Raw genomic sequence first — 25,515 nt, forward strand, 5'->3', positions numbered from 1 at the left:
CGGAATGAACTTCGGTCAACGCGACGACCCCGAGCTTCCTCGTTACGCCGGTCTGGCGACCTTTGCGCTCCTCCCCACGCTCGACTCCGTGGACCGAGCCGAAATTGCCATCCTCGGCGTACCCTTCGACTCTGGAACGAGCTACCGGCCCGGCGCGCGGTTCGGCCCGGCCCACATCCGAGAGAACTCACGGCAGCTGCATCCGTACCATGCCGTTCTCGATGCCTACCCCTTCCAAGCAATGCAAGTCGCGGATGCGGGCGACGTCGCCGTCGGCCCGTACGACATCCCCCGCGCGATCACGGTCGTAGAGAGGGCTGCCCGACGCCTGACAACCGCGGGATCCCGAATTGTTGCGCTGGGAGGTGACCACACGATCGCGTTTCCTCTGCTCCGTGCAGCAGCTGAAGTTTACGGACCGTTAGCCGTGGTGCACTTCGACGCGCATCTCGACACGTGGGACACACTGCACGGTGCGTCGTACTGGCACGGCTCACCATTCAGGAGGGCCGCGGAAGAAGGGCTACTCGACCTCGCTCACTGCCAACATGTCGGTATCCGGGGCGGCATCTACGACACCCGTGAGCTCGAGGACGACGCGCAAGCCGGCTTCCAGATCATCCGCAGCGAGGCGTTCCTCACCGACACTCCCGCGGAGATCGCCGACCGCATTCGAGCGCGGGTCGTTGACGTCCCGGTGTACATCTCTGTGGACATCGACGTGCTCGACCCCGCATATGCTCCGGGAACCGGCACCCCGGAGGTGGCAGGAATCGCAACCGCGCAACTCTTCGCCGTGCTACGCGCCTTGCGCGGTACCCGCATCGTCGGTGCTGACGTGGTCGAGGTCGCGCCGGCCTACGACCACGCGGGCATCACAGGCCTCGCCGCAGCACACACCGCGTGGGAGCTCGTCACGCTCATGAGCCTCGCCTAACCAGCCGCCGTCCAGACCGGGCTTTGTCGGCTACCGCGCGACCGTTCGTTCCGGCGTGCTTGCCAATCTCGAACTGCGGTCGCCCATCTCGGAGCGCGACCTGTCGCGAATCCCTTCCCTTGCGAGACGTCTCGCAGGTCCAATGCCGCACCCTCGTGACCCGCGGAATTGACCGCAGGGCATCTCTCGGAGCTATGTGTCGCAACTCAGCTAGACCTCTTCGGGTGGGCAAGTCCGATACGAGACACCGAAGGCATCAGGGTTGACCTCCTGCTCGAAGACGGGAGCCTCCCGTGAACCCGTGCCGCGCGCCGAGCTCGGATGCCTCTCACAGGCCCACGCCGTCCCACCACCGACGCCCCCGGGCGCTTCCCATGATGCCCCCGCTACCCTGGGACGGTGACCGAGAATCCTCCTGCCCGCGGCATCGCCGGGCCCGTCCGCCAGGTGCGGCCCCGCACCGAGGGGTGGAAGCAGCAGAAGGATGCCGACGGCCGCCCGTTGCTGCAGTTCGCCAGCCCGAAGCGCGGGAAACCCCCGGTGCACCTGGCCGACCTCACCGCCGAAGAGCGCGCCGCCAAGGTGACCGAGCTCGGCCTCCCCGCGTTCCGCGCCAAGCAGCTCGAGATCCACTATTTCCGCCATTACACGAGTGACCCCGGCGAGATGACCGACCTCCCGGCATCCGTCCGTGACGACCTCGTCGCCGGGCTCCTGCCGCCGCTCCTCACCGAGGTGCGCCGCCTGCAGACCGACCGGGGCGACACGATCAAGTTCCTCTGGAAGCTCCACGACGGTGCGCTCGTGGAGTCGGTGCTCATGCGCTACCCCGGCCGCATCACGCTGTGCGTGTCGAGCCAGGCCGGATGCGGCATGAACTGCCCGTTCTGCGCCACCGGCCAGGCGGGTCTCACCCGCAACATGTCGGCGGCCGAGATCGTCGACCAGATCGTGCGGGCCAACCGCCTCATCCGCGAGGGCGGGCTCGGCAAGCCCGACCACCCCGACGAGCGCGTCACCAACATCGTCTTCATGGGCATGGGCGAGCCGCTGGCCAACTACGCGCGGGTGATGCAGGCGGTGCGCGTCATGATCGACCCGCAGCGCGGGCTCGGCATGAGCGCGCGTGGCATCACGGTGTCGACCGTCGGACTCGTGCCGGCGATCCGGAAGCTCTCGGCCGAAGAGATCCCCGTCACCTTCGCCCTGTCGCTCCACGCACCCGACGACCACCTGCGCGACGAGCTGATCCCGGTGAACTCGAAGTGGAAGGTCGATGAGGCCCTCGACGCCGCCCGCGAGTACTTCGACAAGACCGGGCGCCGCGTCTCGATCGAGTACGCCCTCATCAAGGACATGAACGATCACGCCTGGCGCGCGGATCTGCTGGCCGAGAAGCTCAACGCCCGCGGTCGCGGCTGGGTGCATGTGAACCCGATTCCGCTCAACCCCACCCCGGGGTCGGTCTGGACCGCGTCGGAGCGGAGCGTGCAGAACGAGTTCGTGCGGCGCTTGAACGCCGCGGGCATTCCGACCACCCTCCGCGACACGCGCGGCAAGGAGATCGACGGCGCCTGCGGACAGCTCGTGGCCACCGAGGCGGATGTCGCGGCGGCGGCCTCCAGCTGATCGGCGACCCGACAGATTGTCCTCGAAGGCCGCGAGATACGGCATGGTCGGAGTATGACGAGTGTTGTCGAGGTCGAAGACCTCACCAAGACCTACCGCGGCGGCTTCCAGGCGCTGAAGGGCGTGAGCTTCGACATCCGCCGTGGCGAGACCTTCGCGCTCCTCGGCCCCAACGGCGCCGGCAAGAGCACGACCATCGAGATCCTCGAGGGGTACCGCGACCGCTCGGGTGGCGAGGTGCGGGTGTTGAAGGTCGACCCGCGCCAGGGGGATCTCCGCTGGCGGTCGCGGCTGGGCATCGTGCTGCAGAGCACGGGGGAGGCGCCGTCGGCGAGCGTGAAGGAGCTGCTGTCGCACTTCGCGTCGTTCTACCCGCGGGCGCGGAAGGTCGACGAGGTCATCGAGGCGGTCGGGCTCTCCGAGAAGGCGAAGACCTCGGTGCGCAAGCTGTCCGGTGGTCAGCGTCGGCGTGTGGATGTGGCCCTCGGGATCATCGGGTCGCCCGAACTGCTCTTCCTCGATGAGCCGACCACCGGGTTCGACCCCGAAGCCCGGCGGGTGTTCTGGGAGCTCATCCGGGGGCTCCAGCGCGAGGGAACGACCATCCTGTTGACCACCCACTACCTCGATGAGGCCGCTGAGCTCTCCGAGCGCGCGGCGATCGTCGTGGGCGGCAAGCTCGCCTCGCTCGGTCCGGTCGGTGAGCTCGGCGGGGCCGAGGCGCGCATCCCGATCGTGCGGTGGCGCCAAGACGGCCGAGTCCGCGAGGAGCGCACCGAGCATCCGGGGCGCGTGGTCGCCGACCTCTACGACGCGCTCGGTGCCGAGCCCGAGGGGCTCGAGATCGTGCGACCGAGCCTCGAAGACGTGTATCTGTCGTTCGTGGAGGGCGAAGCGGGCGACGACGCCGCGCCCGAGCCCGGTGGCGACACCGAGACCGTCACGGAGGTGACCCGATGAGCACCACCCGCGCATCGCACAAGGTGTCGTTCGGGCCGAGCCGTACCATCCGCCTGGGCCTTCGCCGCATCGCCTTCGAGGTGCGCGCCTACTTCCGCCAGGGCGACTCGGTGTTCTTCACCTTCCTCTTCCCGGTGCTGTTCCTGTTCATCTTCGCGGTGGCCTTCAGCAGCAGCACCTTCGGTCCGCCCACCGACGAGGTCACCGCCGCCGGGTACTACCTCCCCGCCATGCTCGCCGCGGGCCTGCTGCTCTCGGGCACGCAGCTGCTGGCGATCGACATCGCCATGGAACGCAGCGACGGCACCCTCAAGCGCCTGGGGGGCATGCCCCTCTCACCGGTGTCGTATTTCATCGGCAAGCTCGGCCAGGTGCTCGTCACCGGGGTGTTCCAGGCTGCTCTGCTGCTCGTGATCGCCGCGGTGTTCTTCGGCGTCACCCTCCCCACCGACCCCGAGCGGTGGCTGACCTTCACCTGGGTCTTCCTCCTCGGTGCCATCACCTGCGGTGTTCTGGGGATCGCCCTCAGCGCCCTTCCGCGCAGCGGCCGGAGCGCCACCGCGGTCGTCATCCCGATCGTGCTGGTGCTGCAGTTCATCTCCGGTGTCTTCATCCCCTTCGACACGCTGCCGGAGTGGCTTCAGAACTTCGCCGGGATCTTCCCGCTGAAGTGGATCGCGCAGGGGATGCGCTCGGTGTTCCTCCCCGAGGTCTTCGCCGACGCCGAGCCGGGCGGATCGTGGCAGCACCAGGAGACCCTCATCGCGCTCCTCATCTGGCTGGTGGTGGGTCTGATCCTCGCCCGACTGACCTTCCGGTGGATTCGCAAGGACGGCTGAGCGTCCCGCCTGACACCGCCCGCCAGCACTGACACAATCGACCTATGCCGGCCTGGGTGATCGTAGGTCTCCTCGCGATCGTGTTCGCGCTCATCGCGACGTGGGTGGCGCGTCGCCTCCTCGACCGGCGGATCGGCGAGATCCGGGCGCTCATCCTCTCCGTGCTCGTCTTCCTCATCAGCGCGCCGGTGGCGCTGTGGATGCTGCAGCGCTCGGGCGTCCTCGACGCCGACTTCGCGTTCGCCGTCCAGGGGTTCATCGCCCTGGCGTTCCTCGCCCTGACGCTCGGGTGGATGCTCGCGATCGTCGTCGCCGTCATCATGGCCGTGGAGTTCCTCTGGCCCTCCCGCGGCTTCCGCAACCCTGTCACGGCCTTCCGCCAAGCCCTCCGGCGACGCGACCGCGCTCGCCGTTACGCGCAGATCGTCGCGATCGGGTCACGACACGGGCTGGGGCTCTACCAGCGCCATCGTCGCGGCGACGGCGACGATCTGCCGACAGCCCTCGTCGCTGCTCTCAACCAGGCGGGGGTGACGTTCGTCAAGCTCGGGCAGACCCTGTCCACCCGCGAGGACGTGCTTCCGCCCGAGTTCGTGCGCGCCCTGTCCACCCTGCAGATGGATTCGACCGCCATCCCGTGGGCGGAGGCGGAGGCGGCGATCATCGCCGAGCTGGGGCGGCCGCTGGACGAGGTGTTCGCGGCGGTGGAGGAGCAACCCCTCGCCGCGGCATCCGTCGCACAGGTGCACGCGGCCACGCTGCTGTCGGGGGAGGAGGTCGTGGTCAAGATCCAGCGACCACGGGCCCGCGCGCAGGTGACGACAGACCTCGACATCCTCGAGCGTCTGGCCGCCGACGCCGAACGCCGCATGGAGTGGGCCCGCGACTACGGACTGCGCGCACTCGTGGTCGAGTTCGCGCGGGCGCTGCGTGACGAGCTCGACTACCGCGTCGAAGCGGCGAACACCGAGCTGCTGCGCGGGGCCATCGCCCGATCCAGCGACTCGCAGGTGTCGGTCCCGAAGGTGTACGCGCAGTTCACCACCACACGCATGCTCGTTCTCGAGCGGGTGACCGGAACCCCGTTCAGCCGCCTGAGCCCCGGTGAGCTCCCGCCCGATCGGGCCGTTGCGATCGCCGACCGCGTCGTGGACGCCGTCTTCGAGCAGATCGCCGTCCGGGGCGTCTTCCACGCCGACCTGCACCCCGGGAACCTGGTGCTGCGTGATGATGACAGCGTCGCGCTCGTCGACTTCGGAGCCATCGGCGTGCTCGAACGCAGCATGCGCCACCTCCTCGTGCCCTTTCTGATCGCGATCCTCAACGAAGACGACATCGCCGCCACCGACGTCGTCCTTCTGCTGTGCGCGCCGGCGCGCGGCACATCGGCAGATCGCGCGGCGCTGCAGCACGACATCGGGGTGGTGCTGACCCGCATCCACAACGACACCAACGACCAGAACGTCTTCCGGGCTTTGATCGATGTGCTGCGGGCGCACCGACTGGCCATGCCGCCGTCGCTGCTTCTGGTCTTCCGCACCCTGGCCTCGCTCGAAGGGTCGATGCGACGGCTGCAGGCCGACTACGACATGGTCGGCCATGCGCTCAGCCGCGCACCCCACACGGCGCGACTGATGAACACCCCCCGCGACCTCCTCCTGTCGGCACAGTCCAACGGTGCGCTGCTCGTGGAGCAGCTGCGACGCCTGCCCCGCCGAATGGAGAACCTCGGCCGGTCTCTCGAGGACGGCACCTTCGTCGTGCAACTGCGTCGTTTCTCCAACCCGTCGGAGCGCAGCTGGCTCGACGGCCTGCTCGGTCAGGTGACCGTCACCATCGTGGGGATCGCGCTGCTTCTCATGGGCATCCTGCTGGCCGTCGCCGACGGCGGACCGGAGCTGACGACCCAGGTGGCGGTCTCGCCCTTCCTCGGCAGCGTCGTGGCTCTCGGCGGCTTCCTGCTGCTGCTGCGAAGCCTCCGACGTGCACTCCGTCTGCGAGGCGACGTGCTCGAGGGTGACGCGTCAGACGGCGAAGCTTGACGCCTCGCCGCGCCGTTGTCCACCGGGAACGCGCCGGCCACCCACCGCCTAGTGTGGGGGAGCACGCCCGGGATACCGAGCGCACCGACTCCGAGAAGAGGACCGCTGTGAGAAAGATCACCCTGGGAGCGAACGACGCCCCCAACGTCGTCCTCGGTGTCATGCGCATCGCCGACAAGACCGACGAAGAGGTCCGCGCGCTCGTCGCGGCCGCCCGCGACGTCGGCATCGACTTCTTCGACCACGCCGACGTCTACGGCAACGAGCTGCACGGCTGCGAGTCGCGTTTCGCCGATGCCCTCCAGCTCTCCCCGTCCGAGCGCGAGCAGATCACCCTCCAGACCAAGGCGGGAATCGTGAGAGAGGGTCCGTACTTCGACTTCTCCTACGACCACCTCGTCACATCGGTCGAGGGGTCGCTGCAGGCGCTGAAGACCGACTACATCGACATCCTGCTCCTGCACCGGCCCGATGCGCTCGTCGAGCCCGAGGAGGTCGCGCGCGCGTTCGATCACCTCGAGAGCTCGGGCAAGGTCCGCGCCTTCGGCGTCTCCAACCAGACTCCCGCCCAGATCGCGCTGCTGAAGACCGCGGTCGCCCAGCCGATCGTGGCCAACCAGCTGCAGCTGTCGATCACGCATGCGCCGACCGTGGCGCAGGGGGTCGCGGCGAACATGGCGGGTACCGAGCAGTCGATCGTCCTCGACGGCGGCGGGATCATCGACTACTGCCGCCTCCACGGCATCACGGTGCAGGCCTGGTCGCCCTTCCAGGCCGGCTTCTTCACCGGCACCTTCCTCGGCTCCCCCGACTACGCCGATTTGAACGCCGTCATCGACCGCCTCGCGAAGGCCTACGACGTCCCCGCCATCGCCATCGCGACGGCGTGGATCACGCGGCATCCGGCGAACATGCAGGTCGTGCTCGGCACCACCACCATCGAGCGCGTGCAGGGTGCCGCGCTCGGTTCCGACATCCCCCTCACGCGGGCCGAGTGGTACGAGCTGTTCCGTGCCGCCGGATACCGCGTGCCCTGAACCGCTCTCGAAGGAGGACCCACGTGGTCGCATATCGCTATCTCGGAAACAGTGGACTGAAGGTCTCGGAGATCACCTACGGCAACTGGGTGACACATGCCTCGCAGGTCGAGGACGACGCCGCCGTGAAGACGGTGCACGCCGCGCTCGACGCCGGCATCACCACCTTCGACACCGCCGACACCTACGCCAACACCGCCGCCGAGGTGGTGCTCGGGAAGGCGCTGGAGGGTCAGCGCCGGGAGTCGCTGGAGATCTTCACGAAGGTGTACTTCCCCACCGGGCCGGGTGGACCCAACGACACCGGGTTGAGCCGCAAGCACATCATGGAGTCGATCAACGGGTCGCTGAAGCGACTGGGCACCGACTACGTCGACCTCTACCAGGCGCACCGATTCGACGACGAGACACCCCTGGAGGAGACCTTCCAGGCGTTCGCCGACGTCGTGCGACAGGGGAAAGCCCTGTACATCGGCGTCTCGGAGTGGACCGCCGAGCAGCTGCGCGAGGGTCACGCCCTGGCGAAGAGCCTCGGCATCCAGCTGATCTCCAACCAGCCGCAGTACTCGATGCTCTGGCGGGTCATCGAAGGCAAGGTCGTCCCCGCGTCGGAGGAGCTCGGCATCTCGCAGATCGTGTGGTCGCCGATGGCCCAGGGCGTGCTCAGCGGCAAGTACCTCCCCGGCCAGCCGGTGCCCGAGGGGTCGCGCGCGACCGATGAGAAGAGCGGCGCGCAGTTCATCAAGGGGTTCCTCCGCGACGAGGTGCTCGAGGCCGTGCAGCGACTGAAGCCGATCGCCGAGCAGGCGGGGCTCACCATGCCTCAGCTCGCGATCGCGTGGGTGCTGCAGAACCCCAACGTCGCCGCCGCCCTCGTCGGCGCGTCGCGCCCCGAGCAGCTCGCCGACACCGTCAAGGCCTCGGGTGTCACACTCGACGCCGACACGATGTCGGCCATCGACACCGCCCTCGGCGGCGCCGTCTTCGACGACCCCGAGCACACCTACGGGGTGTCGCCGAAGCAGCGCCTCACGTGATGCGCAGCGCCGGCATCCTTCTCTTCCGGCTCGGCGGGCACCCCGAGGTGCTCATCGCCCACATGGGCGGGCCGTTCTGGGCGAAGAAGGACGCCGGCGCGTGGTCGATCCCCAAGGGCGAGTTCGACGACGATGAGGCGCCGTTGGATGCCGCCCGGCGGGAGTTCCGCGAGGAGCTCGGCGTCGAGGCGCCCGAGGTGGACTACGCCGAGCTGGGCACCTACGCGTACTCGTCGGGGAAACGCGTGACGGTGTTCGTCGGTGACGGCGCGGGCTTCGACGCCCCGACGGCGGGGTTCGGCGAGTTCGAGATGGAGTGGCCGCCCCGCTCGGGCAAGCGGGCGGTGTTCCCCGAAGTCGACCGGGCCGAATGGGTCGGGTTCGACGTGGCGCGTGAGCGCCTCGTGAAGGGCCAGCGCCCCGCCATCGACGCCCTCCAGGCCCGGCTCGCCGCGGTGTGATGCCGGTCTACTGGGTGCCCGGCGCCGGAACCGCCGTGCGCGTGGGCTCCGGCTCGGATGCCGCCTGCGGATCCACGCCCGGACGAGCAACGACCTGACCGTCGGGCTCGAGGGTGTAGCCGACGTAAGCGACCTCGCCGGGGGAGGCGGCGTCGAACTGCGGCGCGGGGAAGACGAGGGTCTTGGGCAGCGGGGCGAATCCCCAGATCGCCGGGTCGAGACAGACCGTCACCGCTGACGGGTCGCTCTCGACGATCATGCAGAACCGGTCGTCCTCGGTCGGACCGGCGCCGACGAGGCGCCCGTAGAGCGTGCCGTAGGGCAGGAACTCGTCGTAGACCACGCGGGATGCGACGCCCTCCGCGCCCGGGAGGGTGAGGACTTCATCCCGCTTGCCGTCGAAGTAGAGCTCGTAGGGGTTCCGATACGACGCGTCGTCGAGCGCGAGGCGCTCCGCGGCGGCGTCGGCGGCGTCCTGTCGGATGATCGCGATGTCATCACCCTCGGCCGGCGCCGGTGTCCCCGTGATCGATGTCACGAGGGCCGCGCCGCCGACCGCCAGTGCGGCGCCCCCGGCGACGAGGAGCAGGGTGGGCCGCCGAGCAGAGCGACGGAGGGGATCGGATGCCGCTGCCGCGGCGTTCGCGCCAGGATGATGGTCGACAGGGTCGTCGTCGACCGGCCCCTGGTCCTGCTGGGGGGTGGGCCGCGCCGCAGCGGTCTCCAATTCGCTCAACCGGGCCAGCGCCGCCGGGTCGGTGTCGATGTCGGCGTCGGGTCCGTACGCGCGCCGCTGGAGCGCGCGCAACTCGGCGCGCTCGTCAGCACGCAGGCGGTCGGGCTCCTCTGCCACGTTTCCAGGCTAGAACCGCCGCGCGGCGTCGGGGCCGGTCAGAACCGTTTCCGCGGCGGCGACCGGATCGGGCAGGAATTGTCGTGCAAGGGTCTCGGTGGTCGTGCACCGTGGAGCCCGAGGTGAGGCAGACAGTGATCACGATCTCGCGACCCAACGCGCGTTTCCAGCAATGGGAGGCACTCCTCCACAGCCGCAACAAACGCCACCGCGCTGGTGAGTTTCTCGTTCATGGCGTTCGCCCTATCACTCTCGCCCTCGAGCACGGCTGGCCTGTGCGGGCGGTGCTCTACGACCGCGAGAGGCCGCCGTCGGGGTGGGCGATCAGTGTCCTTCAGCGCGCGGGCGGCGAGGTGATCGCATTGTCCCGAGAGCTGCTCGGGCGGCTCAGCGAGAAGGATGACGTGCCGGAGGTCCTCGTCGTCGCCGAGCTTCCGTCCGATGATCTGTCTCGCATCGAGGTGGGCCCGGCGTTCCTCGCTGTGGTGTTCGATCGCCCCATCATGCCGGGCAACATCGGCAGCCTGCTACGTTCGGTCGACGCGTTCGGCGGCGCGGGGCTCATTGTGACCGGGCGTGCCGCCGACCCCTACGATCCCGCGGCGGTGCGGGCATCCACCGGTTCGGTGTTCGCCGTGCCCGTGGTGCGGGTCGCGTCGCACGAGGCGGTCATGAGGTGGGTGCGAGAGCGTCGGGGCAGTGGGCGCCAGATCACGGTGATCGGAACCGATGAGCAGGCTGCCGTCGACATCGCCGATGTGGATCTCGCCGGACCCGCCCTGCTCGTCGTCGGCAATGAGACTCGGGGGATGAGTAGGGGGTGGCGTGAGAACTGCGACGTGCTGGCGCGCATCCCGATCGGTGGGGCGGCGAGCTCGCTGAACGCCGCCAGCGCCGCGACGGTCGCCCTCTACGAGGCCGCCCGTCAGCGTCGGCGGAGGTGAGACGACGTGGCCTACCGCTACGCCACCGCCAGCCGTGATCACTCAGATCTGGCCTCCGGCCGAGTGCTCTTCTCGGCGCCGGGATTCCCCGCCTTCCCCGTGCGCCTCGCGAGCGAGATCTTCCAGTGCGCCCGGGCCCGCGGCACGGAGGGCCCGGTGACGGTATGGGACCCGTGCTGCGGCAGCGGCTACCTGCTGACAACCCTGGCCATCCTGCATCGGAAGGAGATCTCCGGTGTCATCGCCAGCGACGTCGATCCCGTCGCCGTTTCGCTGGCCCGCCGGAATCTCCGTCTGTTGGCCCCCCACGGTCTTCACAGGCGGGCGTCAGCGCTGCGGGAGAGGGCCGAGCTGTTCGGCAAGCCCGCGTACGCCGATGCGGCGGCGGCCGCCGAACGGCTCGCCGCCGCGCGACAGGAGGACAATCCGTCACTGTCGACCCGCGTCGCGATCGCCGACGTCTTCGACCCCCGACAGCTCCGAGAGGCACTCGGCGACGAGCGACCGGGGCTGGTCATCACTGATGTCCCTTACGGCGAGCAGACCACGTGGTCGGGCCGTGACCCCGACGCCGCCTTGGCGGACATGCTCAGCGCCGTGGCGGAGGTCGTGGACCGTCGCGGGGTCATCGCTATCTCGGCCCGAGGCCGCCGGGTAGGGGCGGGGGAAGGGCACCGTCGCCTCGCATCCTTCCGTATCGGGTCACGCGCCGTGGCGATCTTCGCCGCGCCGGATTCGTGACCGCCGCGCGGCGTCGGGGCCGGTCAGCGTCCGTTCTTCGGCGCCGCCGCGACATCCAGCTTCGGATGGGAGCCGAGTGATGACCACGCGCTCTCCTTGCCTTCGGCGGCGTGCTCGGCGGCGCGCACCGCGCGCTCGTCGGCCCAGGCGTTGAGCACGTGACCGGAGTGGCCGCGCACGTGCTGCAGCACGACGTCGGGGAGGCCCGCCGCGCGTCGCGCGTCGCGCGCGGCGATCAGCTGCTCGAGAAGGTCGCGATTCTTCGTCGGCGAGCCGGTCGAGGTCTTCCAGCCGCGGCGGCGGTGCCCGTCCATCCACTTCGTGTACGTGTCGATGGCGTACATCGAGTCGGCCTGAACGATGAGGTCGGCGACCTCGCGGTGATCCTCGATCGCGCGCAGCAGGCCGGTGAGCTCGCCGATGTTGTTCGTGCCGAGCGCGATCGAGCCGGCGGCCCAGTGGCCGTCCTCGCCGACCCATGCCCAGCCCGTCGGGCCGGGGTTGCCCTTGCAGGCGCCGTCGGTGGCAACGGTGTAGCTGGTCACCCCGATACGCTACCCGGGCTCGGACCCGCACCCGCACTCACGGGAAGGCCAGCACCTCGTCGCCCCAGCTCTCGCGCAGCTTCTGATCGAGGTCGGGCACGACCCGGTCGACGCTCTCGATGACGAGCGTCGCCCGCTCGACGGTGTCGTAGGGAGGCCAGGCCTCGGCGTCGGCGGCATCGGGACTCCCGCCTGCGGCGAACGCGACCCATCGTTCGCGCATGCGGCCACCGATCCGCTCGGCGTCGCGGCGGCCGCCGAGGCGGAAGGTGATGTCGTGGGCGTTCGCCCCGAGGGTTCCCCAGACGTACGCCAGCTCCGAGCCGTGCGTCGCCCCGATCCGCAGCAGCTTCAGCATCGGGGTGGCGTGGTCGAAACGGTAGAGCCAGGTCGGAGCGCGACCACTGTGTCCCTCGGCGACCCAGATCGTCGGCATGCGGAAGCCGATGTCGCGCGCGATCCCCATGCCGATGGCATGGTGCCGCACCCCTTCGTACGCGGCGTGCACCTCGGCGCGCGTGGGCACCTCGAGCTCGGGGCGCTCGTGCGAGAGGTCGGCGATCATGCGGTCGATGTCGGCGTCGTCTACGGGGAGCAGCGGCGATTTCATCATGCGGAACAACGACGCCTCGTCGCGGTTCGTGCCGATGAGCAGCGGGACAGGATGCCCCTCCCCACGCGCCAGCACCGCAGCGGGGGCCTCGGGAACGAGGTCGCCGTCGATCACCGGGGCGAAGGCGATCGTGCCGGGCTCGGCTGTTGGAATGGCCGCGAACACGGCCATCTGCGCGGCGACGATCGCCGATGGCGTCGCGGCTCGGAGGCCTGCGACGTCGGTGACGCCGAGCTCGGTGAGCACGCGGTCGGCGATCCCCGCGGCGCGGTCGGCGTCGTAGACGCTCGAGGCCGGCGACGACTCGGCGATCGCCCGCCAGAAGAGGCCTTCGGCTGCCGGGCTCGTGAGGAGGGTCGTCACGAGCCCCCCACCGGCCGACTCGCCGAACACCGTCACGCGGTGGGGGTCGCCGCCGAAGGCGGCGATGTTGTCCTGCACCCACCGAAGGGCGAGCAGGATGTCGCCGAGCGCCGGGTTGGCTGTGAAGCCCTCATCGGGGAACACGCGCGTCAGATCGAGGAACCCCAGGGCGCCGATGCGGTAGTTGATCGTCACCACGACGGCGCCCGCGCGTGCAAGTGCCTCGCCGTCGTACATCGCCTGGCTGCTCGCCCCGAAGATGTACGCGCCGCCGTGGAGCCACACCATCACCGGTGCGGCACGGTCGCCCGAGGCATCCGGACTCCAGATGTTCAGCGTCAGGCAGTCCTCGTCGGTGGGGGTGTCGGCGGGGAGCTTCACCGCCGGGGTGTGACCCTGGGGGGCGGCAGGCCCGAACGCCCGCGCCTCGACCGGTCCCGACGCGGGTGGGGCCGCCTCGGAGGGTCGCCACCGCCCCTCGCCGGCGGGGGAAAGGGCATATCGGATGCCGCGCCAGCGGCGGACCCCGCCGGCCAGGCCGTCACCGTGGAAGACGCCCGCAGGGGCGGTCGCCGTGGCGGTGTCTGTCATCAGCTCGGGCTCCTGCCGGTCGATTCCTGCCATTCCACGACGAGCTCCGGCATCCGCTTCTCCAGGTAACGGAGGAACCCGGCGATCTCCCGTGCACGTTCGACCGATGCCGGCGCATCGGCGTTGTCGTCGGCGATCGCGTCGATGTCGTCGGCGAGGCGTCCGTACATGGGAGTCTGGGAGACGACCATCGAGCGCCAGCCGTCGTCGATGAGGTCGAAGCGCGCGACGCGCTCGCCGGGGCGCGAGAGTCGGTGCACCATCCGCATCGACTCCAGGTAGCGGACCGCGCCGGAGACCGCGGCGGGGGAGACACCCAGGCGCGACGCGAGTTCGGCGGCGGAATACCCCTCGTCGGGTGAGCCGACGAGGGCCATCATCACCCGTGCGGGCATGCGGGGCATCCCCGCGGCGGCCAGCATCGCCGCTGCCCGCTCCGCGCGCTCGACGCCGGGGTGGGACCTCTCCGGTTCAGCCACCCGTGGCAACTTCCCTGCGTCGCATGAGCATCAGGGACGACGCTACCCCGGCGACGGCGAGCACGACGAGCCAAACGCTGCCGTTCCAAGCGACGCCGTCCGCGGCCGGCACGGGTGCCGCGGCGAACGGCGAGAGCGAGACGATGTCTTCGTCGAGGCCCAGCAGTGCGCCGAACAGGGCCAGCGATGCCGCCGCGATCACCAGCACCCACCCCAGCGTCGTCGTCGCGCGGGGAAGGAGGGTGAAGACCACCGCGGTCAGGACGGGGAAGACCGCCGCTCCGAGGACCTGACCGGCGCCTGCGACCACCACGTCTGGGAGGATGGCGGGGTCTCCGCCACGCGCGAGGAGGGCCAGCGTCGCGGCCGCCACCGCCGCGGCGACGATGACGACGATTCCCGCGAGAGCGGTGGCGAGGAAGGCGCCGAGCCACCTCGCGCGTGCAACCGGGGTCGCCAGCGTCTGCTCGGCCGTGCCGTGCGTCTCCTCCTGGCGGGCGCGCTGCACGGTCTGCACCCCGAAGCACGCCGCCAAGGTGCCCACCATCACGAAGAAGGTGACGACGAGTCCCTGATCCATCGACCCCTGCGCGGCAAGCCGATCGAGCATGTCGGTGACGGCAGGGTTCTGTGTGGCGATCTCGTCGATGACGTCGCCGAGCGACGTCGACAGGGCGCCGACGACGGCAGCGCCGACGACCCAGGCGAGCAGGGATCCGGCGCTCACGCGCGTCGCCAGTCCGAGCGGGCGGGAGAGGAGAGCGGATGCCGCGGCGCGGCCCGGACGCGGAGAGATCACGCCGGCGCCGAGATCGCGGGTGGCCTGGAGCGCGGCGGCGAGCGTCAGCAGCGCCACGCTCACGCCGACCGCGAGGAGGATCGGCCGCGCGTCGTCGTCGGCGAAGGGCCGCACGTTCTCTGCCCACGCGAAGGGCGACAGCCAGGCCAATCCCGAGCTCTCCATCCGGGTGAGGTCGTCCGACGGCGTGCCGACGGCGTTGCCGATCCCCGCGGCGAGGAAGGCGACGAGGATCACCCCGACCGAGAAGGAGTTGGCCGCGCGCGAGCTGCGGAACAGTTGCGCCGAGACGAGACCGACCCCGAGGAACACGGCCGCCGAGGACGCGAGGGCACCCCCGAGCGCGACGCTGCCGCCTCCCCCGAGACCCGCCGCGATGAATGCGGCGGTGGTCGCTCCACCCAGGAGCACGCAGGCGATCAGTCCGTGGGCGACCGTCGCGATGAAGGGCGCTTGACGACCGGCGGGAGTGGCCGACACCGCGTCGGCGCGTCCCGTTTCCTCCTCGGCGCGCACGTGGCGAACGGCGAGGAAGCTCGCCATGAGCGCTCCGAGGAGGACGAGGAACGGGAGGATGGTGAAGACGAGGAATGCGCCTTCGCTCGCCCCGGACGGCAGTCCGCGGAAGAGAAGGATGGCAGGGTTGGCCAGCGCGACGGCCAGGAGCGTCTGTCGTTCGGATTCGGCGGCGAACGCTTCGCTGACACCCGCCGTGGCCGAGAAGCACAGGGCGGCGGTCGCGAGGATCCACACCAGCAGCTGCACGCCGTCGCGTCGCAGACGCTGGGCCAGGAGGATCACGACGCCTCCACGGGCTCGTCGCCGTAGTGGCGCAGGAACAGCTCCTCCAGGCTCGGCGGCTCGATGCGCAGACCCTCGACGCCGAGACGGGACAGTTCGGGAAGCGCGGCGGTCACCCGGTCGCTGTCGAGCGACATTCGGACCCGCCCGCCCTCCACCTCGACGTCGTGCGCGCCCGGGATGGCGGGGACGGCTCCGTCACGGGCGGAGAACGAGACCGAGGTGCGGGTGAGGTGGCGAAGTTCGGCGAGGGTGCCGGATTCCACGACCCGACCCGCCCGGATGATCGAGACGTGATCGCAGACCTGCTCGACCTCGGGGAGGATGTGGCTGGAGAGCAGCGCCGTCGCCCCGGATTCCTTGGCTCGCTGAAGCTCGGTGCGGAAGACCAGTTCCATCAGCGGGTCCAGGCCGCTGGTCGGCTCGTCGAAGATGTACAGGTCTGCGGGCACGGCGAAGGCGGCGATGAGCGCGACCTTCTGTCGATTGCCCTTCGAGTAGGTGCGGCCCTTCCTGCGCGGGTCGAACTGGAAGACCTCGCACAGTCGCTCGCGTTCCGCGCGGTATCGGGCGTCGTTCCGGCCGGCGCCGCGCAGGCGGGAGAGGAAGTCGATGGCCTCTCCTCCCGTGAGGTTCGGCCAGATGCTCACGTCACCGGGAACGTACGCGATTCGGCGGTGCAGGCGCACCGCGTCGCGCCACGGATCGCCGCCGAGCACGCGCGCGTCGCCGGACGTGGCGCGCGCGAGGCCGAGAAGGATGCGGATCGTCGTCGACTTCCCCGCCCCGTTCGGGCCGAGGAATCCGTGAACCTGTCCCGCGGGAACGTGGAGGTCGAGGCCGTCGAGAGCGGCGACCCGCCCGTATCGCTTGACGAGGCCGTGCGTGCGGATGACGTCTGTCATGCGGGTGACGCTACACGCGTTTCACGAATTTGTGAATAGTGTGCGCTGCGGCCCGGTGTGTATACGTCGCCGTGACTATCGCCGCATCGACCCCGTCAATTCGGCGAATATGTATACACTGGTGCTGACCACGGGAGGTGATGTGTGTGCGGGCGAGTGATCGGGCGTACGCGACCCTCCTCGACGAGATCCAGCAGGGGGTTCTCGCGCCGGGCACCGTCCTCGGCGAGGTCGAGCAGTCGACCCGTCTCGGGGTGAGCCGCACACCGCTGCGCGAAGCGCTCGCGCGCTTGGTCGCCGACGGGCTCGTCGTACAGCAGTCCCCCCGCGTGACGGTGGTCGCACCCATCGACTCCGACGACATCCGCGCCCTCTTCGAGGTGCGCCGCGCCCTCGAGGAGGCCGCTGCCCGCGCGGCCGCCCGCAGCCACCACCGCCGGCGCTTCGCCGAGTTGGCCGAGAGCTTCGCCGAGGTGGACGTCAGCAGCGCGGCAGCGCGTGAGGAGTACTACGCCCTCATCGCGCGTTTCGATGCCGCCCTCGACGCCGCGCACGGCAACGACTACCTCACCGCCGCCCTCCGCCCCGTCCGCACACACCTGGTGCGGGTGCGTAGGCTCGCACGCGAGCACACCGGCCGCTTGGCGGCATCCGTCTCAGAACACCACCTGATCGCGCAGGCCATCGCCGACGGCGACGCCGACCTCGCCGCCCACGCCACGCACGTCCACCTTCACCACGCGCTCTCGCACGTGATCGCATCCCCCCGCACCCAGCAAGGAGCAGCATGACCGTCACCCACCATCTGCGCGTCCACCGCAGCGATGAACACCTGCCGCGCGAGGGGCAGCTCGCCTGGCACATCGCGGAGGTGGCCGCCGACCCCGTCGAGGTCGACGCCGACACGACCGACATGATCATCAACCGCATCATCGACAACGCCGCGGTCGCGGCCGCGTCCCTCACCCGGGCGCCCGTGAGCGCCGCACGCCAGCAGGCGCTCGATCACGCGGTGTCGGTGGGCGGCGACGGCGCGACGATCTTCGGGTGCGCGCTCGAGCGGCGCACGAGCCCCGAATGGGCGGCGTGGGCGAACGGCGTGGCCGTGCGGGAGCTCGACTATCACGACACCTTCCTCGCCGCCGACTACTCGCATCCAGGCGACAACATCCCGCCGATCCTCGCCGTGGCCCAGCACGTCGGTGCCGACGGGCGGGCGTTGCTGCGCGGCATCGCCACGGGATACGAGATCCAGATCGACCTGGTGCGCGCGATCTGCCTGCACAAGCACAAGATCGACCACGTCGCCCACCTGGGCCCGTCGGCGGCCGCCGGGATCGGCACGCTGCTCGACCTTCCCGTCGAGACGATCTACCAGGCTGTCGGTCAGGCCCTGCACACCACCACGGCCACTCGGCAGTCGCGCAAGGGAGAGATCTCCACCTGGAAGGCCCACGCGCCCGCGTTCGCCGGAAAGATGGCGGTCGAGGCCGTCGACCGTGCGATGCGCGGCGAGACCTCGCCCTCGCCGATCTACGAGGGTGAGGACGGCGTGATCGCCTGGATGCTCGACGGCCCCGACGCCTCGTACGACGTGCCCCTGCCCGCCGCGGGAGAGCCGAAGCGCGCCATTCTGGATTCGTACACCAAGGAGCATTCGGCCGAGTACCAGGCGCAGGCCTGGATCGACCTGGCGCGGAAGCTCCACGGCGAGCACCCGGCAGCGACCGATCCCGCGAACGTAGCCTCGATCGTGCTGCACACCTCGCACCACACCCACTACGTGATCGGATCGGGCGCGAACGACCCGCAGAAGTACGACCCCACCGCGTCGCGCGAGACCCTCGACCACTCGATCCCGTACATCTTCGCCGTCGCCCTCCAGGACGGCGGCTGGCACCACGTCGACTCGTACACGCCCGAGCGCGCGGGGCGGGCCGACACGGTCGAGCTCTGGCAGAAGATCACCACGGCCGAGGACGCCGAATGGACTCGCCGCTACCACTCCGACGACCCGAACGAGAAGGCCTTCGGTGGTCGCGTAGTGATCACGCTCACCGACGGCACCGTGATCGAAGACGAGATCGCCGTCGCCGACGCGCACCCTCTCGGGGCGCGGCCCTTCGCGCGGGGCGACTACGTGCGCAAGTTCCGGCTGCTCGCCGAACCCGTGCTCGCGCCCGAGGAGATCGAGCGCTTCCTCGGGCTCGCCGAGCGCCTGCCCGAGCTCACCGCCGACGAGGTGCGGCAGCTCTCGATCGTCGCCAAGCCCGGGGTGCTGGCCACCGCGCCGGCGCCGAAGGGCCTCTTCTGATGCTGTACTCGACCGTTCCTGCGCATGAGAAGCGGCGTGCGTTCCGTGAGCGGCTGCGCTCGGGCGAGCTCCTGCGCTTCCCCGGTGCCTTCAACCCGCTGTCGGCGCGCCTCATCGAGCGGAAGGGCTTCGAGGGCGTCTACATCTCGGGGGCGGTGCTCTCGGCCGACCTGGGGCTTCCCGACATCGGCCTCACAACCCTCCCCGAGGTGGCCGGTCGCGGTCAGCAGATCGCGCGCATGACCGACCTCCCCGCGCTCATCGATGCCGACACCGGGTTCGGCGAGCCGATGAACGTCGCCCGCACCATTCAGACACTCGAAGACGCAGGGATCGCCGGCACCCACATCGAGGATCAGGTCAACCCGAAGCGCTGCGGTCACCTCGACGGCAAGTCGGTCGTCGACGAAGACACGGCGATCAAGCGCATCCGCGCAGCGGCGGACGCGAGGCGCGACCCGAACTTCCTCATCATGGCGCGCACCGACATCTGTGCCGTCGACGGGTTGGATGCCGCCATCGACCGCGCCCGCGCGCTGGTCGACGCCGGAGCCGACGCGATCTTCCCCGAGGCTATGCGCGACCTGTCGGAGTTCGAGGCGGTGAGGCGCGCGATCGACGTGCCGATCCTGGCGAACATGACCGAGTTCGGCAAGAGCGACCTCTTCTCGGTGGCGCAGCTTCGGGATGTCGGTGTGAACATCGTCATCTGGCCGGTGTCGCTGCTGCGGATCGCGATGGGGGCGGCGTCGCGCGCCCTCGATACGCTCGTCGACGAGGGTCACCTCACCTCGAAGCTCGGCGAGATGCAGCACCGCGCCGACCTGTACGACCTCATCGACTACGAGCAGTACACCCGTTTCGATCAGGACGTCTTCAACTTCCAGATCGACACCACCGGTCGTTGAGCGAGCGAAGCGAGACGAAACGCCAGCAAAGGAGCACCGCATGACCGAACCCGACATCAAGAAGGGCCTCGCCGGCGTCGTCGTGGACTACACGGCGGTCTCGAAGGTCAACCCCGAGACGAACTCGCTGCTGTACCGCGGATACCCGGTGCAGGAGCTCGCCGCGACCCAGCCGTTCGAGGCGGTGGCCTTCCTGCTGTGGAACGGCGAGCTGCCCACCGATGTGGAGCTGGCGAAGCTTCGCGCGACCGAACGCTCGTACCGCGCGCTCCCCGCCGACGTGCGGGCCGCGATCGACCTGGTTCCGCTCGATGCGCACCCGATGGACGAGGTGCGGACCGCTCTCAGCCTCATCGGCGCACGGGATCTCGCCGGTACCGGCTCGGTTCTCGACGCGAGCGGGAGCGCCGAGGAGAACCTCGCGCGCAGCATCCGTCTCTTCTCCGTCCTGCCGGCCATCGTCGCCTATGGGCAGCGGCGCCGGCGGGGTCAGCAGCCCGTCGCGCCGCGGGATGACCTCGACTACGCGGCGAACTTCCTCTGGATGACCTTCGGCGAGGAAGCCGATCCGGTCGTCGTCGACGCGTTCAACCGGTCGATGATCCTCTACGCCGAGCACTCGTTCAACGCCTCAACCTTCACCGCGCGGGTGATCGCGTCGACGCTCAGCGACCTGTACTCGGCGGTCGTCGGCGCCGTCGGCGCCCTGAAGGGACCGCTCCACGGTGGAGCGAACGAAGCCGTGCTGCACATCTTCGACGAGATCGGCTCGGCCGAGAACGTCGTGCCGTGGCTCGACGCGGCGCTCGCCGAGAAGCGCAAGATCATGGGGTTCGGACACCGCGTCTACAAGCGCGGCGACTCGCGGGTGCCGACGATGAAGGCCGCGCTCGACACTCTCGTCGCGCACTACGACCGGCCCGATGTGCTCGCGCTCTACGAGACGCTCGAGTCGGAGTTCGTCTCGCGCAAGGGCATCTACCCGAATCTCGACTACCCGTCGGGCCCGGCCTACAACCTGATGGGCTTCGACACCCTCACCTTCACGCCGCTGTTCGTCGCGGCGCGGATCGTCGGGTGGACGGCGCACGTGATCGAGCAGCTGGGTGCGAACGCCCTCATCCGGCCGCTTTCGGAGTACAACGGCCCCGACGAGCGGCACGTCGAGGGGTATGTGCCCGACGAGGCCGTGCTGGCCGTCGCCGATCGTCCGGAGGAGTCGGCGGGGTGAGTGTCTGGTTCGGCGATGTGGCCGCCGTCGACCTCGATGCGATGGCGCCCGGCACGATGATCGAGAACCTCGGCATCGAGATCGTCGAGGTGCGGGATGACGCGCTGGTCGGCCGGATGCGGGTGGATCACCGCACCACGCAGCCGGCGGGTGTGCTGCACGGCGGGGCGTCGGTCGCCGTCGCCGAGACGCTGGCGTCGTGGGCCGGATACCTCGCTGTCGACCGGGAGAAGTTCCACGTCGTGGGGCAGGAGATCAACGCGAACCATTTGCGTCCGGTCTCGTCGGGGTGGGTCACCGCCACCGCGTCGCCGGTGCATCTGGGCCGACGGGCGCACGTGTGGGAGATCCGGATCGTGGACGACGCGGACAGGTTGGTCTGCATCTCGCGGTGCACCCTCGCGGTGATCGAGCAGCGGAGCTCGTACGCCACCCCGGATCGGAGGCTGGCGCTGTGAGGTCGGCGGTGATCGTCGACGCGGTGCGCACGGTCGCGGGGCGCGGGAAGCCGGGCGGTGCGCTGTCCGGGGTGCATCCGGTGGATCTCGCCGCGGGGGTGCTGGAGGGCCTGCTCGAGCGGAACGGGCTGGAGTCGGCGCAGGTCGACGATGCGATCCTCGGATGCGTGAGCCAGATCGGCGATCAGGCGATGAACATCGCCCGGCAGGCGGTGCTCGCTGCGGGGTTCGACGAGTCGGTTCCGGCGACGACGATCGACCGCCAGTGCGGATCGAGTCAGCAGGCCGTGCACTTCGCCGCGCAGGGCGTGATCGCCGGTGCGTACGACATCGTCATCGCCGGGGGAGTGGAGTCGATGAGCCGCGTGCCGCTCGGCTCTTCGCGTCAGGGCGGGTCTGTGTCATCCGGTCTGCGAGCACGGTATCCCGAGGGCCTCGTGAACCAGGGAGTGTCGGCGGAGTTGATCGCCGAACGCTGGAACCTGGGGCGCGAAGAACTGGATGCGTTCGCCGCCGAGTCCCACCGACGCGCTGCCGCGGCGTGGGGCGATGACCGATTCGCCTCGCAGCTGATCCCGGTCGCGGGTGTCGAATCCTCGATGGATGAGACGGTGCGGGCTCAGACGACGCCGGAGAAGCTCGCGGGGCTCGCGCCCGCCTTTCGCACCGATGAGCTCGCGGCGCGCTTCCCGGAGCTCGAGTGGCGGATCACGGCGGGCAACTCGTCGCCCTTGACCGATGCCGCGTCGGCGGTGCTGATCATGAGCGAGGAGCGGGCGCTCGCGCTCGGGCTCGCACCGCGGGCGCGGTTCCACGCCTTCGCCGTGGTCGGCGATGATCCGCTGATGATGCTGACCGGACCGATACCGGCGACAAGGCGGATCCTCGAGCGGAGCGGGCTGTCGATCGACGACCTCGACGTGTTCGAGGTGAACGAGGCGTTCGCATCGGTGCCGCTCGCCTGGCTGGCCGAGGTCGGCGCCGACCCGTCGAAGCTGAATCCGTGGGGCGGGGCGATCGCCCTCGGTCACGCGGTCGGGGCGTCGGGAACGAGGCTGCTCGGCACGATGCTGGCGTACCTCGAGGCGACGGGTGGACGCTACGGACTGCAGACCATGTGCGAGGGCGGCGGCATGGCCAACGCGACGATCATCGAGCGGCTCGGCTGAGTCGCGCTACCGTTCCCGCATGCGCATCGTCGTGTCGGGTACGCACGCCGCGGGCAAGAGCACGCTCATCTCCGATTTCGTGGAGCGGCATCCTGCTTTCGTCGTCTTCTCCGACCCCTTCGACCTCATCGACGAGCGCTGGGACGGTCCGCATCCGGCGGCATTCGCCGCGCAGCTCCGCATCGCGGCGGATCGTCTGCGGCACCCGGAGGCTGCGGACCTGATCGCCGAGCGCGGACCGCTCGACTTCCTCGCCTACCTGTGGGCGCTGGATCGGATGGATGTCGCCGACGTCGCCCCCGAGCTTCTCGACCGCGCGAGAGCGATCACCGCTGAGGCGATGCACCACGTCGATCTCATCGTCGTCCTCCCTCTCGCTGCCGATGACGTCGACGGACCGGCCCCTGACGAGGACGGAGAGTACGCCGAGCTTCGCGAGATGATGAACGACATCCTTCTCGACCTCGTCGACGATGAAGACCTGGTCGGTCCGCGCGCTCGCACCGTCGAGATCGGCGGCGCGCGCGAAGCGCGACTCGCGGCGCTCACCGACGCTGTCGACCGGTTCGGTCGTTGAGCGAGGAGCGCCGCGACGAGACGAAACGCGGTGGCATGTCGTTTCCTCTCGCTGCGCTCGCTCAACCACCGGCTCGGGCGGTGACGCCTGCGAGCATGGTCGTGTGCCGGCCCGGCACGTCCACTCGCGAACCTGGAGCTTCGTCGGCGAGCCTCTGATGGTCACCTATCCGGACGGCGACCGGGTGATCGCCGACGTCAGGGGTTGAGGCGGTCGGTCTCGGCGATCAGGTCGAGGCGAGTGAGAAGGAGATCGCCCGAGCTCTCGATCGCGCCGAAGGCGTGTGCGGTGACGAGCATCGCGATGAGCGAGACCGCGAGGATGGCCGGCAAGGCGTAACGACGGCGGACGGTCAGGACGACGACGAGGACCGCCGTGAGGATCGCGATGGTCTGCCCCGAGACGGTGGCCGCGTGCATGCGGAACGCCGAGTCGACGGTCAAGGCGCCGTACCCGTTGAAGGCGGCCGAGAGGGCGAAGGGGATCAGCAAGACGCCGACGACGAAGACGATTCCACGGCTGACCGGACGGCGTGGCGGCGCGATGGCGGCCGGCTCGACCGTCGACTGCTGCGTCATGGTGCGACCCTAGCCTCCGGGCCTCTGCGGGGCCAGGGTTCGGATCCTGGCGGTGGACGGCGAGCCCGTCGCCCGACGGGATCGTGCGAGCCGCCTGCACAACTCCTCTCCACCGCGCAGATCGCTCGCCCGGAGGGCATTTCTCGGCGAAATCTGAGGAGTTATGCCGATGCCGCCGTCCCCAACTCCTGCAGATTCGGCGCGGAACCCGGGGATTCGGGACTTCGCGGCCCGGCGTCGCGTGAACTGCAGGAGTTCGGGACGCCGCGCGTCGCGCGTGGGCGCGGCTCAGTCCCGTGGTGGGGTCGATCGCGGCGTCGCGCCAGCCCACTACGGGCGTGTCATCGACGCTTGGTAGCGTTCCGGCATGCCCGACTCCGACCTCGACCCCATCGCCGTCGGCTACCGACGGTTCGCCGACCTCGAAGCCCACGGCACCTCGGCGATCTATGAGGATTGGGCGCGCGCGATCGCGGATGACCCCGAGATCCTCGCGCTCCTTGCCGAACTGCCACGGCGCAAGCAGCAGCCGCACCTGATCTTCGCCTGCGCGCGCCTGCTCGGCGCGCCCGTCGGGCCGTTCCCGCCGCTCCGAGAATGGATGCTCGCCCGCTGGCCGGAGCTCCGCGCGGAGGCGCTCGTGCGCGCGACGCAGACGAACGAGGCGGGGCGGTGCGCGGTGCTTCTCCCCGTGCTCTCGCGGTTGCCCGGTCCCCTCGCCCTCATCGAGGCCGGTGCCTCGGCGGGGCTCACCCTCTACCCCGATCGGTACAGCTACCGCTACGACGTTGAGGGCCACATCCGCGCGCTGGATCCTGCCGATGGGACGAGCGGTGCCATCCTCGAATGCACCATCGATGAGGCGAGCGTTCCCGAGAGGCTCCCTGAAGTCGTCTGGCGGGCGGGTATCGACCTCAACCCGCTCGATATCACCGACCCCGCCGCCCTCACCTGGCTCGAGACCCTCATCTGGCCCGAGCACGATCACCGTCGCCGGCGCCTGGACGCCGCGGCGGCCATCGCCGCGGCCGACCCGCCGCACCTCGAGCAGGGCGACATCCTCGAGCGTGTTCCCGGTCTCGTTTCCCGCGCACCACGCGGTGCCCGCGTGGTCGTCTATCACAGCTCGGTCGTCATGTACCTCGATGCCGAGCGCCGTGCCGCATTCGCCGACCTCATGCGCAGCCTCGACGACGTCACCTGGGTGAGCAACGAGGGGTCCGACGTCTTCACCGGTATCACCATGAAGGCAGGGGTGGATGCCGGTGGCCGCAACATCCTCGCGGTGAACGGCGAACCGCTCGCCCTCGCGGGCACGCACGGGCAGAGCTACGAGGCACTCCCCGGCGCAGAGCTCAAGGTCTGATCCCTTCTCCTGCGGAGATGCGCGCTCACGCGGATCATCGGGGCGCAAACCATCCGCGGGGAGGCGGAAGATGCGCGCGAGCGCGTGAGCGCGCGAGCGTCTGAGCGCAACAAGCGCCGCGCGTCGCGCGTGGGCGCGGCTCAGTCCCGCAGGTAGCCCGTGGCGGGGTCGATCTCGGCCAGGAACGCGGCGATGTGATCGCGGGCCTCGGCGTCGGTGAGCGCCGCGCCGTCGGTGCGTCCGATGGCGAAGCCGTACCCCGTGTTCGGGCCGCTCAGCCAGGCGAAGTGATTCGCGCCTTCGTGCAGGGTCACCTCGAAGGTCTCGCCTTGGACCCT

Annotated in this window: 26 protein-coding genes; 18 read left to right on the forward strand and 8 right to left on the reverse strand. The window is 69.9% G+C overall.

Features of this window, described 5'->3' with window-relative positions; translation table 11 throughout:
- The first annotated feature begins 4 nt into the window (after nt 1–4).
- The 8 genes from speB (at nt 5) to V6S02_RS13620 (ending at nt 8,942) form a co-directional block, all read left to right on the forward strand.
- Nucleotides 5–937 (forward strand): agmatinase, encoded by a 933-nt coding sequence (gene speB, locus V6S02_RS13585; protein ID WP_336401667.1) that lies wholly within the window; start codon nt 5–7, stop codon nt 935–937.
- Nucleotides 938–1,336: 399 nt separating this feature from the next.
- Nucleotides 1,337–2,566 (forward strand): 23S rRNA (adenine(2503)-C(2))-methyltransferase RlmN, encoded by a 1,230-nt coding sequence (rlmN, locus tag V6S02_RS13590; RefSeq protein WP_336401273.1) that lies wholly within the window; start codon nt 1,337–1,339, stop codon nt 2,564–2,566.
- A gap of 54 nt (nt 2,567–2,620) precedes the next feature.
- Entirely contained in the window at nt 2,621–3,526 is a 906-nt protein-coding gene (locus V6S02_RS13595) for an ABC transporter ATP-binding protein (protein ID WP_124292340.1), read from the forward strand.
- The gene (locus V6S02_RS13600) at nt 3,523–4,365 is read left to right on the forward strand and encodes an ABC transporter permease (RefSeq protein WP_336401274.1); all 843 of its coding nucleotides are present in this window, start codon (nt 3,523–3,525) and stop codon (nt 4,363–4,365) included. The genes V6S02_RS13595 and V6S02_RS13600 overlap by 4 nt, the downstream gene beginning before the upstream one ends.
- Before the next feature lie 44 nt (nt 4,366–4,409).
- Nucleotides 4,410–6,407 (forward strand): ABC1 kinase family protein, encoded by a 1,998-nt coding sequence (locus V6S02_RS13605; protein WP_336401275.1) that lies wholly within the window; start codon nt 4,410–4,412, stop codon nt 6,405–6,407.
- Nucleotides 6,408–6,514: 107 nt separating this feature from the next.
- A complete protein-coding gene (locus tag V6S02_RS13610) occupies nt 6,515–7,444 on the forward strand; it encodes an aldo/keto reductase (RefSeq protein WP_336401276.1) in 930 nt (309 codons plus the stop codon).
- A gap of 23 nt (nt 7,445–7,467) precedes the next feature.
- Nucleotides 7,468–8,481 (forward strand): aldo/keto reductase family protein, encoded by a 1,014-nt coding sequence (locus V6S02_RS13615; protein WP_124292343.1) that lies wholly within the window; start codon nt 7,468–7,470, stop codon nt 8,479–8,481.
- Entirely contained in the window at nt 8,481–8,942 is a 462-nt protein-coding gene (locus tag V6S02_RS13620; protein WP_124294353.1) for an NUDIX domain-containing protein, read from the forward strand. The genes V6S02_RS13615 and V6S02_RS13620 overlap by 1 nt, the downstream gene beginning before the upstream one ends.
- A 7-nt stretch (nt 8,943–8,949) precedes the next feature.
- Here the strand turns inward: V6S02_RS13620 and V6S02_RS13625 are convergent, their stop codons facing one another.
- Nucleotides 8,950–9,795: a hypothetical protein gene (locus tag V6S02_RS13625; RefSeq protein WP_336401277.1), complete on the reverse strand. Its 846-nt coding sequence runs from the start codon at nt 9,793–9,795 to the stop codon at nt 8,950–8,952.
- A 122-nt stretch (nt 9,796–9,917) separates the two neighbouring features.
- Between V6S02_RS13625 and V6S02_RS13630 the strand changes: the two genes are divergently transcribed.
- Both V6S02_RS13630 and V6S02_RS13635 read left to right on the forward strand, forming a co-directional pair.
- Nucleotides 9,918–10,739 (forward strand): TrmH family RNA methyltransferase, encoded by an 822-nt coding sequence (locus V6S02_RS13630; RefSeq protein WP_336401278.1) that lies wholly within the window; start codon nt 9,918–9,920, stop codon nt 10,737–10,739.
- Nucleotides 10,740–10,745: 6 nt separating this feature from the next.
- Nucleotides 10,746–11,480, forward strand: coding sequence for a hypothetical protein (locus V6S02_RS13635; protein WP_336401279.1), 735 nt, complete (start codon nt 10,746–10,748; stop codon nt 11,478–11,480).
- Nucleotides 11,481–11,503: 23 nt separating this feature from the next.
- Here the strand turns inward: V6S02_RS13635 and V6S02_RS13640 are convergent, their stop codons facing one another.
- From V6S02_RS13640 to V6S02_RS13660, 5 genes are read right to left on the reverse strand one after another with little or no spacing between them, the layout of a single operon-like run.
- On the reverse strand, nt 11,504–12,025 hold the full coding sequence (locus V6S02_RS13640) for a ribonuclease H family protein (protein WP_235015001.1): 522 nt from the start codon (nt 12,023–12,025) through the stop codon (nt 11,504–11,506).
- A gap of 37 nt (nt 12,026–12,062) precedes the next feature.
- On the reverse strand, nt 12,063–13,592 hold the full coding sequence (locus tag V6S02_RS13645; RefSeq protein WP_336401280.1) for a carboxylesterase/lipase family protein: 1,530 nt from the start codon (nt 13,590–13,592) through the stop codon (nt 12,063–12,065).
- Nucleotides 13,592–14,071, reverse strand: coding sequence for a GbsR/MarR family transcriptional regulator (locus V6S02_RS13650; RefSeq protein ID WP_235014999.1), 480 nt, complete (start codon nt 14,069–14,071; stop codon nt 13,592–13,594). The genes V6S02_RS13645 and V6S02_RS13650 overlap by 1 nt, the downstream gene beginning before the upstream one ends.
- Nucleotides 14,064–15,671, reverse strand: a complete 1,608-nt coding sequence (locus V6S02_RS13655) for an ABC transporter permease (protein WP_336401281.1) — start codon at nt 15,669–15,671, stop codon at nt 14,064–14,066. The genes V6S02_RS13650 and V6S02_RS13655 overlap by 8 nt, the downstream gene beginning before the upstream one ends.
- On the reverse strand, nt 15,668–16,576 hold the full coding sequence (locus V6S02_RS13660; RefSeq protein WP_336401282.1) for an ABC transporter ATP-binding protein: 909 nt from the start codon (nt 16,574–16,576) through the stop codon (nt 15,668–15,670). Before V6S02_RS13660 ends, V6S02_RS13655 begins: the two co-directional genes overlap by 4 nt.
- A 146-nt stretch (nt 16,577–16,722) precedes the next feature.
- Here V6S02_RS13660 and V6S02_RS13665 point away from each other — a divergent pair, with 146 nt between their 5' ends.
- Genes V6S02_RS13665 through V6S02_RS13695 form a run of 7 tightly spaced genes read left to right on the forward strand, consistent with a single transcriptional unit; the run spans nt 16,723 to nt 23,233 of the window.
- Entirely contained in the window at nt 16,723–17,367 is a 645-nt protein-coding gene (locus V6S02_RS13665; protein ID WP_336401283.1) for a GntR family transcriptional regulator, read from the forward strand.
- A complete protein-coding gene (locus V6S02_RS13670) occupies nt 17,364–18,890 on the forward strand; it encodes an MmgE/PrpD family protein (protein WP_336401284.1) in 1,527 nt (508 codons plus the stop codon). Before V6S02_RS13665 ends, V6S02_RS13670 begins: the two co-directional genes overlap by 4 nt.
- On the forward strand, nt 18,890–19,798 hold the full coding sequence (gene prpB / locus V6S02_RS13675; RefSeq protein WP_336401285.1) for a methylisocitrate lyase: 909 nt from the start codon (nt 18,890–18,892) through the stop codon (nt 19,796–19,798). Before V6S02_RS13670 ends, prpB begins: the two co-directional genes overlap by 1 nt.
- A 40-nt stretch (nt 19,799–19,838) precedes the next feature.
- Complete coding sequence (locus tag V6S02_RS13680) at nt 19,839–21,029, forward strand: bifunctional 2-methylcitrate synthase/citrate synthase (protein WP_336401286.1); 1,191 nt, start codon at nt 19,839–19,841, stop codon at nt 21,027–21,029.
- Nucleotides 21,026–21,487: a hotdog fold thioesterase gene (locus V6S02_RS13685; protein WP_336401287.1), complete on the forward strand. Its 462-nt coding sequence runs from the start codon at nt 21,026–21,028 to the stop codon at nt 21,485–21,487. The genes V6S02_RS13680 and V6S02_RS13685 overlap by 4 nt, the downstream gene beginning before the upstream one ends.
- Nucleotides 21,484–22,656: a thiolase family protein gene (locus tag V6S02_RS13690; protein WP_336401288.1), complete on the forward strand. Its 1,173-nt coding sequence runs from the start codon at nt 21,484–21,486 to the stop codon at nt 22,654–22,656. Before V6S02_RS13685 ends, V6S02_RS13690 begins: the two co-directional genes overlap by 4 nt.
- A gap of 19 nt (nt 22,657–22,675) precedes the next feature.
- Nucleotides 22,676–23,233 (forward strand): hypothetical protein, encoded by a 558-nt coding sequence (locus V6S02_RS13695; protein WP_336401289.1) that lies wholly within the window; start codon nt 22,676–22,678, stop codon nt 23,231–23,233.
- 197 nt (nt 23,234–23,430) lie between these two features.
- On the opposite strand, the gene V6S02_RS13700 is transcribed toward V6S02_RS13695, so the two are convergent.
- On the reverse strand, nt 23,431–23,811 hold the full coding sequence (locus V6S02_RS13700; RefSeq protein WP_336401290.1) for a hypothetical protein: 381 nt from the start codon (nt 23,809–23,811) through the stop codon (nt 23,431–23,433).
- Nucleotides 23,812–24,178: 367 nt separating this feature from the next.
- On the opposite strand from V6S02_RS13700, the gene V6S02_RS13705 reads away from it, so the two are divergent.
- Nucleotides 24,179–25,177, forward strand: a complete 999-nt coding sequence (locus tag V6S02_RS13705) for a DUF2332 domain-containing protein (protein ID WP_336401291.1) — start codon at nt 24,179–24,181, stop codon at nt 25,175–25,177.
- A gap of 140 nt (nt 25,178–25,317) precedes the next feature.
- Here V6S02_RS13705 and V6S02_RS13710 read toward each other — a convergent pair whose 3' ends face one another.
- The gene (locus tag V6S02_RS13710; protein ID WP_336401292.1) at nt 25,318–25,491 is read right to left on the reverse strand and encodes a hypothetical protein; all 174 of its coding nucleotides are present in this window, start codon (nt 25,489–25,491) and stop codon (nt 25,318–25,320) included.
- Between the last annotated feature and the right edge of the window lie 24 nt (nt 25,492–25,515).

The sequence above is a fragment of the Microbacterium sp. CCNWLW134 genome (genome assembly GCF_037083565.1).
Taxonomy (GTDB): Bacteria; Actinomycetota; Actinomycetes; order Actinomycetales; family Microbacteriaceae; genus Microbacterium.